This window comes from Rothia nasimurium, from assembly GCF_928392795.1.
Classification (GTDB): domain Bacteria; phylum Actinomycetota; class Actinomycetes; order Actinomycetales; family Micrococcaceae; genus Rothia; species Rothia nasimurium_F.
Genome location: NZ_CAKMTJ010000005.1, coordinates 147,845 through 162,847 on the forward strand (window position 1 = coordinate 147,845; position 15,003 = coordinate 162,847).

The 15,003-nt window shown below is 62.2% G+C and carries 15 protein-coding genes; 5 read left to right on the forward strand and 10 right to left on the reverse strand.

The window, feature by feature from the left end; all coding sequences use genetic code 11:
• Positions 1–3: 3 nt before the first annotated feature.
• Both L6963_RS06970 and L6963_RS06975 read left to right on the forward strand, forming a co-directional pair.
• The gene (locus L6963_RS06970) at positions 4–180 is read left to right on the forward strand and encodes a hypothetical protein (RefSeq protein ID WP_237206152.1); all 177 of its coding nucleotides are present in this window, start codon (positions 4–6) and stop codon (positions 178–180) included.
• A 2-nt stretch (positions 181–182) separates the two neighbouring features.
• Positions 183–410 (forward strand): hypothetical protein, encoded by a 228-nt coding sequence (locus L6963_RS06975; RefSeq protein ID WP_237206153.1) that lies wholly within the window; start codon positions 183–185, stop codon positions 408–410.
• 190 nt (positions 411–600) lie between these two features.
• Here L6963_RS06975 and L6963_RS06980 read toward each other — a convergent pair whose 3' ends face one another.
• The 6 genes from L6963_RS06980 to gluQRS form a co-directional block, all read right to left on the reverse strand.
• Entirely contained in the window at positions 601–858 is a 258-nt protein-coding gene (locus L6963_RS06980; protein WP_237206154.1) for a Txe/YoeB family addiction module toxin, read from the reverse strand.
• Positions 859–866: 8 nt separating this feature from the next.
• Positions 867–1,121, reverse strand: a complete 255-nt coding sequence (locus L6963_RS06985) for a type II toxin-antitoxin system Phd/YefM family antitoxin (protein ID WP_185174196.1) — start codon at positions 1,119–1,121, stop codon at positions 867–869.
• 232 nt (positions 1,122–1,353) lie between these two features.
• Positions 1,354–2,307, reverse strand: a complete 954-nt coding sequence (locus L6963_RS06990; RefSeq protein WP_237206155.1) for a 1,4-dihydroxy-2-naphthoyl-CoA synthase — start codon at positions 2,305–2,307, stop codon at positions 1,354–1,356.
• Positions 2,308–2,553: 246 nt separating this feature from the next.
• Entirely contained in the window at positions 2,554–4,053 is a 1,500-nt protein-coding gene (gene putP / locus L6963_RS06995) for a sodium/proline symporter PutP (protein WP_237206156.1), read from the reverse strand.
• A 225-nt stretch (positions 4,054–4,278) separates the two neighbouring features.
• Positions 4,279–5,217: an EamA family transporter gene (locus L6963_RS07000; RefSeq protein ID WP_237206157.1), complete on the reverse strand. Its 939-nt coding sequence runs from the start codon at positions 5,215–5,217 to the stop codon at positions 4,279–4,281.
• Positions 5,218–5,226: 9 nt separating this feature from the next.
• A complete protein-coding gene (gene gluQRS, locus L6963_RS07005; protein ID WP_237206158.1) occupies positions 5,227–6,198 on the reverse strand; it encodes a tRNA glutamyl-Q(34) synthetase GluQRS in 972 nt (323 codons plus the stop codon).
• A gap of 210 nt (positions 6,199–6,408) precedes the next feature.
• Between gluQRS and L6963_RS07010 the strand changes: the two genes are divergently transcribed.
• Complete coding sequence (locus L6963_RS07010) at positions 6,409–7,323, forward strand: MBL fold metallo-hydrolase (protein WP_237199588.1); 915 nt, start codon at positions 6,409–6,411, stop codon at positions 7,321–7,323.
• 12 nt (positions 7,324–7,335) lie between these two features.
• On the opposite strand, the gene L6963_RS07015 is transcribed toward L6963_RS07010, so the two are convergent.
• Positions 7,336–8,778 carry a phosphatase PAP2 family protein gene (locus L6963_RS07015; protein WP_237206159.1) on the reverse strand — a complete coding sequence of 481 codons (1,443 nt, stop codon included), beginning with the start codon at positions 8,776–8,778 and terminating at the stop codon, positions 7,336–7,338.
• Positions 8,779–8,996: 218 nt separating this feature from the next.
• Here L6963_RS07015 and L6963_RS07020 point away from each other — a divergent pair, with 218 nt between their 5' ends.
• The gene (locus L6963_RS07020) at positions 8,997–10,076 is read left to right on the forward strand and encodes an o-succinylbenzoate synthase (protein ID WP_237206160.1); all 1,080 of its coding nucleotides are present in this window, start codon (positions 8,997–8,999) and stop codon (positions 10,074–10,076) included.
• 9 nt (positions 10,077–10,085) lie between these two features.
• On the forward strand, positions 10,086–11,813 hold the full coding sequence (gene menD / locus L6963_RS07025; protein ID WP_237206161.1) for a 2-succinyl-5-enolpyruvyl-6-hydroxy-3-cyclohexene-1-carboxylic-acid synthase: 1,728 nt from the start codon (positions 10,086–10,088) through the stop codon (positions 11,811–11,813).
• 210 nt (positions 11,814–12,023) lie between these two features.
• Here menD and L6963_RS07030 read toward each other — a convergent pair whose 3' ends face one another.
• The 3 genes from L6963_RS07030 to L6963_RS07040 all read right to left on the reverse strand — a co-directional run bounded on the left by L6963_RS07030 (position 12,024) and on the right by L6963_RS07040 (position 14,988).
• Positions 12,024–12,188 (reverse strand): methionine/alanine import family NSS transporter small subunit, encoded by a 165-nt coding sequence (locus L6963_RS07030; RefSeq protein ID WP_237184963.1) that lies wholly within the window; start codon positions 12,186–12,188, stop codon positions 12,024–12,026.
• A 1-nt stretch (position 12,189) separates the two neighbouring features.
• Positions 12,190–13,806, reverse strand: coding sequence for a sodium-dependent transporter (locus L6963_RS07035; protein WP_237206162.1), 1,617 nt, complete (start codon positions 13,804–13,806; stop codon positions 12,190–12,192).
• A gap of 141 nt (positions 13,807–13,947) precedes the next feature.
• Positions 13,948–14,988, reverse strand: a complete 1,041-nt coding sequence (locus L6963_RS07040) for a polyprenyl synthetase family protein (RefSeq protein WP_237195187.1) — start codon at positions 14,986–14,988, stop codon at positions 13,948–13,950.
• Positions 14,989–15,003: the final 15 nt, after the last annotated feature.

A 15,003-nucleotide genomic window follows, 5' to 3' on the forward strand; every position in this document is an offset into this window, starting at 1 on the left:
CCCATGCTTGAAGTAACCGGTGCAGAAATCGCGATTCTGCTACTTTATCTGGCCCTGCTGGTGCTCTTTTTTGTAGTGCTCCTGGGGTTTCATAAGAAAAATAAGACCGAGATTCGGGTGATTCGTAAGCGCCTGGGCTTGGGCGAGAAGGCCGCAGGTAACATCGATAAGGGAGCCTAACCATGACTGTACTTGCTACTAATCCGCTGGTGCCCACTACTGGGGAGGCCGTTCTTTCTGTGATTGGCCTGGCCTACCTGGTCTTCATGCTGGTTTTCCTGGTCTTTCTGGTTAACGTGCTGCTGACCTGGCACCGCAAGAACAAGCTGCGTATTATCGAGCTGGAGTTTGAAGAACGCGCCATCGACAAGCGCAAGGCTGCCCGCCGTATGGCAGACCCTGAGGCTTAGCTGGGGAGTCTAGCCCCGGGCGCTGAACGCAAGGACGTCCCGCCCCACCTTCCGCGAAGAAGGTGGGGCGGGGCGTCCTATTTTTGTGCCCAGACGGCGAAAGCCCACCAGACTCGCGCACTGTCCACGAGCGGGGTGGGTAGTACGCGAGTCTGGTGGCCCCTCAGTTATTTTCTTCTCGCTGCGGCGTCTACTCGTAGTGGTACCTCACCGCAGCAATGCGCACAGAGTTGCCCACGATTTTGTAGACCAGTCGGTGTTCTTCGGTAATTCTGCGGGACCAGTAGCCGGAGAGGTTGTTGCGCAGGGCCTCTGGCTTGCCAATGCCTTCGTTACCGTTACGCTGAATATCTTTGAGTAGGGTATTGATTCTTTTGAGAACCTTGCGATCTTGCTTTTGCCACCACAGGTAATCTTCCCAGGCCTGACTGCTCCAGATAAGTTCCACGCTGCTGCCTAATCTTCGAGAAGTGCCTGACTGGAGCCTCCGCCTGCTTCAAGTTCGTCGATTGCATCGAGTAGCTTACGGGCATTGGCAGGCGAACGTAAGAGGTGAGCGGTCTCTTTGAGCGATTCGTATTCGGCAAGTGAAAGAATGACGGCAGGTTCGCGCCCTGCCCTGGTGATGACGACTTCTTCAAGGTCTTCTACCGCGATATCGAGTACCTGGGCGTAGTTGGCGCGGGACTCGGTGTAGGTCATAGTTTTCATCAGAACCTCCTGTACAGAAAACTGTACGCTTGAGAGGCGGTATCTTCAAGAGCTAAGGTTTTTCCTTTGGAATACCGCACACAGCAGGGGAGGTATCGTCTTATTCTTTTGCTCAGACAGCGAAAGCCCACCAGACTCTCGTACTGCCCACAGAGAAGATGGGCAGTGCGAGAGTCTGGTGGGCGCTTAGCTTGCGCGGCTCTGATTCGGGCGCGCGGACGCCGGTAGGCGGCTAGAAGTAGTAGGGGTAGTTCTCCCAGTTGGGGTCGCGCTTCTCAAGGAAGGCGTCGCGGCCTTCGACGGCTTCGTCGGTCATGTAGGCCATGCGGGTGGCCTCACCGGCAAAGACCTGCTGGCCGACCATGCCGTCGTCCGGAAGGTTGAAAGCGAACTTGAGCATACGAATCGCCTGTGGTGACTGGCGGGCAATGTGGGCCGCGTACTCCAGGCCCTTAGCCTCCAGCTCGGCGTGGGGCACCACGTCATTCACAGCGCCCATCTCGTACATGCGCTGAGCATCGTACTCCTTAGCCAGGAAGAAAATCTCGCGGGCAAACTTCTGACCCACCTGGCGGGCCAGCAGGGCAGAGCCGTAGCCGGCGTCAAAGGAGCCAACGGTCGCATCAGTCTGCTTAAACTTGCCGTACTCTTCTGACGCAATAGTCAGGTCAGCAACCACATGCAGGGAGTGGCCGCCACCGGCTGCCCAGCCCGATACCAGGGCGATAACCACCTTGGGCATGGTGCGAATCAGGCGCTGAACCTCCAGGATGTGCAGGCGGCCTGCGCGGGCCGGGTCGATGGAATCGCGGGTCTCACCCTCGGCGTAGCGGTAGCCGTCGCGGCCGCGAATACGCTGGTCGCCGCCGGAGCAGAAGGCCCAGCCGCCGTCCTTAGCTGAGGGGCCGTTGCCGGTCAGCAGTACGGTACCCACGTTGGAGGTCATGCGGGCGTGGTCCAGCACCCGGTAGAGCTCATCGACGGTGTGGGGGCGGAAGGCGTTGCGTACCTCGGGTCGGTCAAAGGCGATGCGGACGGTCGGCAGATCCCGCAGGATCTCACCGGCCTCGTTGCGTTCTACCTGACGGTGATAGGTGATGTCGGTCAGGTCTTCAAAGCCCTCAACCAGGCGCCACTGGTGGGGGTCGAAAATGTCAGAAACCTTGGCAGGAAGTTCGTTAGTCATAGCCACCAGTCTACCCAGGGCGTCCCCGCCGTTGGCTCCTTGTGGGTAACCGAAAGCTTCATCTGCGCGTTCAAAGAACACGCACATGAAGCTTTCGGTTACATTCAGCAGAGATTTGCCGCCATTCAGCGGAAGAATGGGAAAGGACGGACGCCGCCCCCAGCTTCCTGCCTGAAGGGCAGGGGGGCGGGGTGCGGCGTCCTGATAAAAGAAGAACCTTAGCTGGTGGTTCTAGTGGAAGCTGGCTTAGCGGGAGAGCTCCACAGCGCGGTCGAATTCTTCGTTGATCTCGCGGGTAGCGGCGGAGTCACCCTTGTAGGTGGCAATGGATACGACGTAGGCAAAGAGCAGATTGACCAGGAAGCCGGGCACGATCTCGTACATGTAGCCCGAGAGAACCTCGTTGTAGCCCCAGACAAAGACAGTGATGGTACCCGCAACCATGCCCGCTACAGCACCGGCGGCGGTGAGCTTGCGCCAGTAGAGGGAGAGAATCACGATCGGGCCAAATGCGGCACCGAAGCCAGCCCAGGCGAAGGAGACCAGGGAGAGCACGGATGAGTCGGGGTTCCAGGCCAGCAGACCTGCGATGACAGAGACAATCAGCACGCCCGCGCGGCCTAGCCAGAGGCCCTTGGCATCTGAGAGTTCCTTGCCGCCGCTGGTGAGCTTGTAGAGGTCTTCAGCCAGGGCAGATGAGCAGACAATCAGCTGGGAGGAAAGGGTTGACATAATAGCTGCCAGTACCGCTGCCAGTACGAACCCGGCCAGCAGGGGGTGGAGCAGAATCTGGGACATATCCAGGAAGACTGACTCAGCATTGGTGGTGTCGGTCAGGGTCGCTTCGGGGTGGCGGGCAAAGTAGGCGATGCCGATGAGACCGGCGCTCATGGCGCCGACCAGGGTGGCAACCATCCAAGTGATGCCGATGCGGCGGCCGGCGGTGGCGTCCTGGGCAGAACGCAGGCCCATGAAGCGCACGATGATGTGGGGCTGGCCGAAGTAGCCCAGACCCCAGGCAGCTGAGGAAAGAATGCCCAACACGGTGGTGCCCGCAAAGAAGGAGAGGGCGGTGGGGTTAACGGACTCGATGGTGGTTTCAAGGCCCGAGAAGCCGCCGACGTAAACCAGGGCCATGATCGGCAGGACGATGAGGGCGGTGAGCATGAGCAGGCCCTGTACAACGTCCGTGTAGGTTGCACCCAGGAAGCCGCCGAAGAGGGTGTAGGCAACGGTGATGCCGGCGACCAGCAGCATGCCGGTGTGGTAGTTACCGCCGAATGAGGACTGGAAGAAGACACCGCCGGCGACCATGCCGGAAGAGACGTAGAAGGTGAAGAAAATCAGGATGACTAGGGCGGCGAAGACGCGGATGATGCCGCGGGGGTCGCGCAGGCGGTTGTGGAAGAAGGAGGGAACGGTGACCGAGTTGCGGGAGACCTCGGTGTAGGCGCGCAGGCGGGGGGCCACGAACTTCCAGTTGAGCCAGGCACCGGCAGTTAGGCCGATGGCAATCCAGGCTTCAGCCAGGCCGGTGATGTAGAGGGCACCGGGTAGACCCATGAGGAGCCAGCCCGACATGTCCGAGGCACCCGCTGAGAGAGCCGCTGCGGTGGGGGAGAGGGAGCGCCCGCCGAGCACGTAGTCGTCGAGGTTGTTGTTCTTGGACTTGGCCCAGATGCCGATGCCGACCATGGCGGCGAAGTAGATAGCCAGGGCTATCAGCTGGTAGGTGGTGTTGCTCATGAGCTCCCCTTGGGTTGTAGGCGAGGACGTGCGGGCTGGGGTGGGTGCGTCGGCGCACCTTCCCTTATGTGCAGTTTCCCTAAAGTATCTTGTTTAGATTACTTGAGGCATCTTCCCGCATGCAGGTTTTGGTCTGTGCGTTAGCTTACACCCTGAGGGTCTGCTTGACACTATCTCGCCGCCTGAAGCTATTTAGAATCGGTGTGTAAAACCGGTGAGCTTTTCTTAAGGGTGCTTCTGCGAGCGCGGATCTATCACGGGTAGGGCTGATGTATGCAGGGTTACCGCGATGGCTGACCTGTTGGTGCGCCAGACGATATAGGCACCCGAGGCGGCAATCAATACAATGCCCAGATAGGACCAGGCTGAGAGCACCTCGCCTAGCATGAAGGTGCCCACGATAGCCCCGACCACCGGGTCGATGGAGAAGAGCACTCCAATCACGGCGGCGCTGGTGAGCTGACCGGCAATGTTATCAGCGGAGTAGGCCAGGGCCACGCCCACGATAGCGGAGAGAGCCAGCTTGAACCAGGCGTCCGCGTCCAGCCCCGCCATAGCAGGCACCGACAGGGGCAGCTGTATGAGGGCTGAAAAAGCCAGCGACATGGTGGTGCCGCGTAAGCCGCTGGTAGCCGGTGAGGCTGAGCCCATGCGGGCTGAGTAGATGGTGTAGCCCGCCATCGAGGCCGCCGAGCCTAGGGCCCAGATAAAGCCGATAGGGTGGGCGTCTCCAGCGAGTGTAGGCCCAGCGATCATGACGACCCCGGCCAGGGCGAAGAAGGCCATGAGTCCATCACGCAAGCGGCGCACGCCCAGTAGGGCCACAACAAAGGCACCCAGGTATTCAAAGGTCACTGCCACACCCAGGGGGATATGGTGGACCGCGTTATAGAAGCAGATGCTCATGAGGGTCAGCACCAGCCCGTACACCAGCACCTGTGGCAGGTCTTGCCGCCGCAGGGCAAAGGGGTTGGGGCGCACCAGGGCCCAGAGCACCACAGCGGCAATGAGGGCGCGCAGAGCGGCCACCTGGGTGGGGCCGACACTGGCAAAAAGTACCGAAACGATAGCCGCTGAAATCTGAATACCCAGTGAACCGGCCAAAATCAGGAGCAGAGCGGCGGTGCCCCGGTGCTCGTCCGGTATACGATCGGTGAGATTCATAGCTGCCACCTAGAGCCCGCAGGTACTCTCTAAGAGCGGGTCCACTACCGTCCATGGGGCCTGGCGGATGCGCTCAGGGGCGAAGACAGAGAGCATTTCGGCGGCAGTTTCGGGTAGGTGGGGGCCGCTGTCACCCGCGCTCGCCCCGGTGAGCGGGGGCAGGGGAATAGAGGCAGCAATCATGCGCATGATGTGGTCGGTGCTAACCCCGGCGGCGGTGAGCTCGGCAAGGGTCACGGCCCCGTCCCGTTTAGCCAGGCGCTTGCCCTCGGTGTTGAGGGCTAGGGGGACATGGGCATAGGTGGGCACCTGCAACCCCAGCAGGTGAGCTAGATAGGCCTGGCGGGGGGCAGAGGGCAGCAGATCGTCGCCGCGCACCACCTCGGTGACCCCCTGGTAATCGTCATCAACCACGCACACCAGGTTGTAGGCGTAGACCCCGTCGGCCCGCACCAGTACAAAGTCGTCGACCGCGTCGGTGTATTCCCCGGCGAAACGGTCGGTGACAGTCCATTCGCTCACCTGGGCTTTCAGGCGCAAGGACGCCGGCCGCAGCTGCCTGCGCTCAGCCCTTTCTGCCTCGGTGAGGTTGCGGCAGGTGCCGGGGTAGGCGCCGGGGGCGCCGTGCGGGGCGCTGGAGGCCTCCTGAATTTCTTTGCGGGTGCAGTAGCACTCGTAAACTAGCCCGGCCTCGCGCAGGCGGTTAAGGGCGTCCGCGTAGGCATCTAGGCGGGTGGACTGGTAGAGTACCGGCCCGTCCCAGTCGATGCCCAGGGCGGCAAGGTCGGCCAGCTGCCGCTCTGCTGCCCCCTTCTTGACCCGGTCTAAATCCTCCACCCGCATCACAAAACGGCCTCCCGCGGTACGGGCCATCATCCAGGCTAGTAGGGCGGTGCGCAGGTTACCCAGGTGCAGGTCACCGGAAGGGGAAGGCGCGTAACGGCCGCAGGGAACGGGAACAGGAGCGGTTTTGATAGACATCACCCCACTAGTCTAGTGCCCAGGGGAAGCAAGCGGGCTGAGGGCAGCTAGCCCTGATGAGCTGGTTAGCTAAGGTGATACATCTTTTTATGACATAAGATTGCGCCTAACCTGCGTAACACCGTTAAAGAAGGGCAGTGTGGTGAGAAATAACTGCCCAGCCACTCGTAAACACGGTAGGCACCTTTTATTTCAAGTACCTTAGAGAGTATGGCTAGAACTCTTGAAATTGCCGATGGTATCTATCAGATCTCAACGGATAACTACCGTCTTAACTCCGGTCTGATTGTGGGCGCAGAGAAGGCTATGGTGGTTGACACCGGCGCCGGGCCCCGTCAGGGAGCCGAGATCCTGAGAGCCGTGCGACGGGTCACCGAGCTTCCTCTGGTTGCGGTCAACACCCACGCGCACTTCGACCGCTTCATGGGCAACGCCGTGTTCGCAGCCGACGGAGTCACCGACATCTGGGCCCACCCCCGCGCCGCCCGCGCTATCGAAAGCTACGGCGACCGCCAGCGTCTTTACGTTGAGGTGCTAGAACCCGAGATGGCCCACCAGGCTGGCCCCAACACCCAGCTTGTCGTACCCACCCGGTTCTTGCCCGGCGACGGTACCCGTCCGGCCTTTACCCGGGTAGAACTGGGCCAGCGGGCCGTTACCCTCATGTACCTGGGCCTGGCCCACACTGACGGTGACGTGCTGGTAGGCGTAGACGACGTCCTGTTCGCCGGTGACATCATCGAGCAGGGCTCAGACCCCGCCTTCGACGACTCCTACCCCGAACTGTGGGTCAGCACCCTACGCACCCTGGCAGGGCTCGACCGCTACCGCATCTTCGTTCCCGGGCACGGCACCCCGGTGGAGAGTTCTTTCATCGAGCGTATGGCCGACACCATGGAAGACGCCGTACAGAAAATCGCTGACTCCGCACTGAAGAAGGTCAAGGGGGCAACGACAGCTTCGATGTACCAGCTACCCTATTCGGGTGGATCCACCCGTATACTGCTTGACCGCCTCACGAAGCTTGAAGCCCGTGAGGCTGAGGGACAGGGGCTCTCGACCGTCACGTTTGAGGGGGACGCCGCCTCTGGCCTGACCGGCCCCATTACCCTGGGGCAAGGCTAAAGCCCTGAGGGCCTAGTAAGCCCAGACCCTGCGGTAGGCGCTGCGCTTCTTATTTTGGGGGCGCAGGAGGGCCACCTGGGTGCTGGTGGTCAGCGCCGCTACCGCCCCGATGAGGCAGATGGCTGCCATAAAGGCAGAACCGGGAATCGGGTTGGTGTAGGTCACCCAGTAGAGGGCCAGAGCGCAGAAGCCCGAGAAGAATCCCGAGATAGAAAGCAGAGGTACCAGGATTAGGCCGGAGCGCTGGGTGTCGCTCATATCAAGTTCCTCTGAGCGCATGAAACGCAGAATCACGAGCCCTAATACGCCCCAAAGACCGGTGACCAGAATGGCTGTGACCACATCGGCGGGCCTGTGCCAGCCGTTGACCACGGTGGAATAGCCTGCTGCTACCGTAAAGACCATGCTGATGAGCGCTACGGTGGGGCGGAAGCGCTTGGGGGAGGCCAGGAAGAGGGCCAGGCCCGCAGCGGCTGCGAAGGTCGTGTGGCCGGACGGTGCCGAGTTACCCAGGGCCTCCTGAATACCCAGGTTGGGCTTGACGATGATGTAGTTCTTCAGCAGCTGGGTGGTGAGATTAGCACCGGCGGCAATGGCCACACCGACCAGGGCTGGCACAAAGCGGTGCTTCCACAGCAGCACAAAGAGAATGCCGATAGCCGCGGTAATACCGGCGGCGGTGGGAATGAAGTCGAGCAGGGTAGAGGTCTGCTCGGTGTAGGTCATGAACTGGTAGGAGAACTCCTGGAAGGAAATCTCGTCGAGCTCCTGGCCGGTTGGCGTTGTAATAAAGAAAACAAAGGCTGCCACCAGAAGGCAGAAGAGGGTTCCTGCCGCAAAGAAGTGCTGGATCAGCGTCCAGAGCGAGGGGCGAGTCTGCCGAATATGCGAGGGAGTGAGCATATGCAGCCGGCCCGAGGGGGAGTATTCCCCTGAGTGAGCCTGGCTGCTGTAGGGTGCCTGGCCGTAGCCCTGCGCCGGGTGGCCGGGGCGGGGGCGTCCTTGTGGAGCAGCGGCAGGGGCCCCGTAGCTAGCCTGCGGCGCCCGGTGGGCGCTGACTGCGTCCGGACGCGGGGCTGCCGCCTGGGTGCGGGCCTTGCTCGCTGCGCGTGCGGCACGTTCCTTCTTGACCCGGTGCGCTGCCTCCTGGGCCGCTGCTTGCGCGGCGGCAAAACCGGTTTTAGCTGCCGCCAGGCCACTGGCGGTACCGGCCTGGAGCTTAGCTTTGATGGCCTCGCCCTGGGGAGCAGAAGGCGCGGCAGGGAGTACCACGGTGGCGTCATCATCTGTAAAAGTAGCCCGTGCCCGTGAAGCGGGAAGCACCTCGGTGGCGTCGTCACCGGGGCTGGTCGGCAGGGCAACCGTGCGGTCGGTATAGGTCTGGGGCGTTAGCACCTCGGTGGCATCGTCGGGTGTGCCAGAAACAGCGTTAGAATCGCGCTTCTCAAAACTCACAGTTATCCCCAAAGACCTTTCTGCTGCGTGTAGACACCTCAACGAGCCTACCAAGCTGTACCTGCTATTTCAGCCCTAGACCCTGCTAAGAGCTAACAGGCTCAGCCTGTAGTGCTATTGTGGCAAACTCACATGGGACTTTCCTGAGAGAACCCCTAATGTTGCGCGAGCGCCCCTAAGCTGCCCTGCAGAAGCGGTAGAAGAGTAAATTAGAAGGTATGACAGCTAGCACCCTGCCCCTTAATATTTCCCTGCCTCCGCTTGAAGAAATCTTGTCGGCGACCCGTGTAGCGGCTCTGCCCATGCGGGTAAAGTTCCGCGGCGTCAGCCTACGTGAAACCGCTCTGATTCAGGGGCCGGAAGGGTGGGGCGAGTTTGCCCCTTTTATCGAATACGAGCCGGTGGAGGCGTCCGCCTGGCTGGCCTGCGCTATCGAGGCGGCCTGGCTGCCCTACCCGCAGCCGCTGCGCACCAGTATTCCCCTTAACGCTACGGTTCCGGCGGTGGCCGCTAGCGAGGTTGAGGAGGTGCTGGGCCGCTACGAGGGGCAGGTGCGGGAAGTCAAAATCAAGGTGGCTGAAGCTGGGCTGCCTTTTGAAGAATCTCTAACCCAAGACCTAGCCCGGGTAGCCGCGGTGCGCGACGCCTGCCCAGACGCCAGACTGAAGATTGATGCGAACGGCGGCTGGACTGAGGCCCAGGCCGTCCGCGCCCTCAATGAGCTAGCTGACTACGACCTGCTCTACGCTGAGCAGCCGGTCCCGGGTATTGAGGGGCTGGCGCGGGTTCGCGATCAGCTGCGGGCGCACGGCAACCCCCTGCTGATTGCCGCTGATGAGGCCGTCCGTAAGGCTGATGACCCGCTGCGGGTTGCCCGTCTGGGTGCTGCCGATGTGCTCATTATTAAGGCTGCCCCCCTGGGCGGGGTAAGGCGGGCCCTGCACATCGTAGAGCAGGCGGGTCTGCCTGCGGTTGTTTCATCTGCCCTTGAAAGTTCGGTCGGCATCCGTACCGGGGCAGCGCTGGCCGCCGCCCTGCCGCAGCTGCCCTACGGGTGCGGCCTGGGCACGGTATCACTGATGGCCAGGGACGTCACAGCCCACCCGCTTGTGGCCCGGGATGGGGAGCTACCCCTGCGGGACATCACCCCCGAGCCCCGGCTGCTTGAAGAGGTAGCTACCAGCCCCGAACGCACCGCCTGGTGGCACCGCCGAATCGAAGCCTGCTACCGCCTACTTGAACAGGGGCAGCTGGGCAGCAGCAGAACCCGGCTGAGTGTTGAAGAGGGCAGCGAGTAAACTGGTGGGGTGACTGATGCACCCTCAACCTCCTTTATGACCGCAATTTCTGTGCTCGACACCCTCGTGCGGGCAGGAATGCGGCATGTTCTCATCGCTCCGGGCTCACGCTCAGCCCCCCTAGCCTACGCCCTCGCCGCCCTAGACCAGGCCGGGGTCATCGAAGCCCACGTGCGCATCGACGAGCGCAGCGCCGCCTTCACAGCTTTGGGAATGGCCAAGGCCAGCGGCCAACCGGTAGGTATCGTCACTACCAGCGGCACCGCCGTGGGCGAGTGCCTCCCGGCCCTCATGGAGGCCTACCACGCTGGCGCACCCCTGGCCCTGCTCTCGGCTGACCGCCCTGCCCGGCTCCAGGGCACCGGCGCCAACCAAACCACCGACCAGCAAGTGATTGCTCCCGCCCACACCCGGGCGTCCTGCACCCTTGAAAACTACACGGCCGACCCCGCCGACCCCCAGAGCGCCCAGCTCAACGCGGCGCTCGCTGCCCTGACCGGGCGTTCAGCAGATAACTGGGACGCCCCCTCAACCACCCCGCGGGGCCCCGTCCAGATCAACCTGGCCCTTGACACCCCGCTCACCCCCAACCCCCTTGACCAGCAGATTCTAGAGCGCTGGGCGCGCTCGCTGGCTGAGAACCCACCGGCGCCTGCCACCCCACTACCCCCGGCCGACCCCAGCGCAGCTAGCTGGCTACGCGCAGGCACCACCGAGGGGGCTTGGCGGACGGACGGCGCCGGTACCGCCCGCCGTACCGTCGTGGTGGCCGGTGACGGAGCAGGGCCTATCGCCCAGGCCTTTGCCCAGCAGCAGGGACTGCCCCTGCTGGCCGAACCCTCATCGAACGCACGCTTCTCACCCCTGGCCGTGCCCGCCTACCGGCAGGTGTTGGCAGGGCACCTGGGGCAGCAGGTTGAGCGGGCCGTTATCTTCGGTCACCCCACCCTCTCCCGGCCGGTTGCCACCCTGCTGGCCAACTCCGCGGTAGAACGCGCCCTCTATGCCCCCTCACCTGCCCCCTGGTATGAGCCCGGGGCCCTTGACCTGCGGGAGATTGCGACCCTGGTTGAACTGGCCGACTTCGCAGGCACCAGCCAGAGAGCCACCACCCGAGAGGGGAACGACTGGGCAGGCTCCTGGAACGACGCCGGGCAAGAACTGGCCCATGCCCTGAACCAGCAAGTAGCTGATTACAACGCAGGAACCTACACAACCGGCGATCACCCCGGGGCTGAATCTGCCGACCGCACTGCAGGCTATGCCCTTGCCGAAAGAGCCTGGAACGAATGTCTTGATGATGACTCGGTACTGGTCGTAGGGTCATCTAATCTCATCCGCGATCTAGACCTTATCGCCCCCTCCCTGGCAGCTTCCCCCCTGGTCTTTGCCAACCGCGGGCTCGCCGGTATCGACGGAACCATCGCTACCGCATCCGGCATCTCCCTGGCCCTCAACCGCCCAGTCCGAGTACTCCTAGGCGACCTGACTTTCCTCCACGACACCGGATCTCTCAACATCGGCCCGCTAGAGCGCAAACCCCAGGTCGAGGTATGGGTGTACGATGACCGCGGAGGAGGTATCTTCTCCACCCTGGAGCACGGCCACCTAGCCCAGCACGAGAAATTTGCCCCGGCCGTCCGCCGCTTCTTCACCACCCCGCACACCGCCCAGCTCGAAGAACTCGCAGCAGCCTGGGGCGAGAACGGAATCAGCGTCAGAGTGGTGCGGCCGTAGGGTCTTCTAGCAGTGGCGTGGCTCGGGTGCCCGCAGGCTCATGCTCGCTGCCGACCCTCTCGCTGGTTCGCTGACGCTCACAAGCGATTCACGCCAGCCCCGGTGCCAGCAGCTTCGCTACGAGCCTGTGGGCGCCCGTCTGCGCTGAATCTTAACGCAAAAGCCCCTCCACACCTGCGTGTGGAGGGGCTTTTCTCTGTGGAGGGCCGGTTACTTCTGGGTGGTTTCGGTGGCCCAGGGAACTGCGGTCTCGTCGGTCTCTACCTCGCTACCCGATTCGTCGGGGTTGCGGGAGAGGTGAACCAGGGCCAGGCCCAGGCCGCCCCAGATGAGGGCGATGGAGACAATCAGCATAACGATGGCGATGGAGCTCATGCTAGGCACCTTCCTTTTCGGTGGCTGACTGGGCTGTCGACTGGGCGGTAGCGTCTACGTGGCCGTGGACGACCTTGCCGCCTGCAACCGGGGGAGCCGGGGGAGTCAGCGCTGCACGGGAGGTCTTAGACCAGGGCAGCATGGAGATGATGATAGCTACGACCAGCAGGGCGATGACCATGCCCCAGCCGAAGATGTTGAGCATCTGGTCGGGGTAGCCCTCGTAGGGTTCGTTGATCAGGTCGATGAAGGTGTTGATCAGGGAGTAGCCCAGGATGACGGGGGTGATGCCTGCCAGCAGGAACATCCAGAGCTTGCCCATCTTCCAGGACGAACGCTCGTTGAGGTGGTCGCGGAAGATCGGCAGGGCACGCAACAGGTAGGCAACTACGAAGATGGAGACCAGGCCTGCGGCGAGGATGCCGAACTGGTTGACGAAGTTATCCAGGATATCCAGGACGTAGAGGCCGGAGGTGGTGGCCATGAGCAGGGTTGAGATTACCGCGATGGGGGCGATGACCAGCAGGGTGGAGCGCACACGGCCCAGGTTGAACTTGTCTTCAACACCGGCAACGATAACCTCGACGATGGAGATCATGGAGGTGAAGCCTGCAAAGAGCAGGGAGCCGAAGAAGAGCACACCGATCAGGGTGCCGCCGGGGGCCTGGGAGATGATGGTGGGGAAGGCGATGAAGGCCAGGCCAATACCTGAGGTTGCTACCTCGGAGACCTGGGTGCCAGCGGCGGTTGCCATGAAGCCCAGGGCTGCGAAGACGCCGATACCGGCCAGCAGCTCGAAGGAGGAGTTAGCGAAGCCCACAACCGCGCCGGATCCGGTCAGGTTGGTCTTGTTCTTCAGGTAGGAGGCGTAGGTGATCATGATGCCGAAGCCGATGGACAGGGAGAAGAAGATCTGGCCGTAGGCTGCAACCCAGACGCCGGGCTCGGTCAGAGCGGCCCAGTCGGGGGTGAAGAGGGCGTCGAGGCCGGTCATTGCGCCGTCCAGGGTCAGGGAGTAGCCGACCATGACCAGGAACATGATGACCAGCACGGGGATGAAGAAGACGTTAGCCAGGCCCACGCCCTTCTGTACACCCAGGGACATGATGAGGGCCAGCAGTACCCAGATGCCGATGAGGGGGTAGAGGATGCCGGGCACGAAATCGAAGGTGAGGGCTACGGGGTCAGCCAGCTGCAGGACGTCCGCGAAGAAGAAGGTCTGCGGGTCGTCACCCCAGGCGTGGGTGAAGGAGTAGATGAAGTAGCGGGCAGCCCAGGCGAGGATCGCTGCGTAGTAGATAGCGATGATGAAGTTGATGCCCATATGCCACCAGCCGATGAACTCGGTCTTGCGGTTCAGGCGGCGGAAGGCCAGGGGAGAGGATGCGCGGGCGCGGTGACCGATGACGTAGTCAAAGAAGAGGAAGGGCAGACCCGCGGTGAGCAGGGCGACCAGGTAGGGGATCATGAAGGCGCCGCCGCCGTTATCGTAGGCGACGTAGGGGAAGCGCCAGATGTTACCGAGACCAACGGCTGAACCGATAGCTGCAAAGATGAAGACCTTGCGGCTTGAGAAGCCTTCTCGTTTCTTGGGCGCTGAGGTGGGGTTTGAACTCATGTGAGCAGTCCTCCGCGGGCTAACGTGTGAATGAATCTTTTGTAGTATGTGGGTTCAGACTAGCAAGTGATAAATAAATCTCAAATAGTGGATAGAAAATTGGGTAAAAAAATCCCGGCGGTTTCCCGCCGGGGATTGGCTCTAGGCGTCGCGGTGGACGACGGCGTGAGCGAAAGATTTGAGCGCTTCTTTGACGACTGAGTCGGGTAGGGGCTCGATGGCTGCGATAGCGTCATCAGCCCACTGGTAGGCAATTTCCCAGGCTTCTGCGGTGACCGGGTGGGCTGAGAGCGCTGTAACGGCTTCGGCTAGAGCCTCGTCGCTGGTGAGATCGCCCTGAATCAGCTGCTGGACGTGCTGGGCTTCAAGGTCGCCGGTTGCGGCAGCCCGGTCGAGCAGGATGGTGGGCAGGGTGGGGACGCCCTCGCGCAGGTCGGTGCCGGGGGTCTTGCCGGACGCCGCCCCCGAGCTGGTGACGTCGATGACGTCGTCGGCCAGCTGGAAGGCTACGCCTACCAATTCGCCGTAGCGGGCCAGCATCTGCACGGTTGCCTCGGGGGAGTCCGACAGGATAGTGCCGTAGGAACCTGCTGCTGCGATGAGGGAGCCGGTCTTGCCCTCGATGACCTTAATGTAGTGGCTGAGAATGTCTTCGTTTTTCTCGGGGCCGGTGGTCTCGAAGAGCTGACCGAGTACCAGGCGTTCAAAGGTCTGGGCCTGAACGGCTAGAGCGCGGCCACCCAGTTCGGAAACAATCAGGGAGGCGCGGGAGAAGATGAGGTCGCCGGTCAGAATAGCGACCGAGTTGCCCCAGATGTTCTGGGCGGTATCTACACCGCGGCGCTTGGGGGCGTCGTCCATAACGTCGTCGTGGTAGAGGGTGGCCAGGTGAGTCAGCTCAACGACAACAGCCGCGTCAATGACCCGGTCGTTGATGCCGCCACCGGCCTCTGCTGCCAGCAGGGTAAGCAGGGGGCGTACCCGCTTGCCACCAGCAGAAAGCAGGTGGCGGGATGCCACATCTGCCAGGTGGTTGGTCTGGGCAACCGCACGTTCTAGGCGCTGCTCAACCTCAGAAAGGGCCTCAAGAATCTTGGGGCCGAGTTCAGCGTCCTGCGCAATGAGTTCAAACCCCTTGGGCAGGTTGAAGTCAGCTTCGGGTATGAGCGCTTCAACGCTCATAGGGGAGCTGGTGGG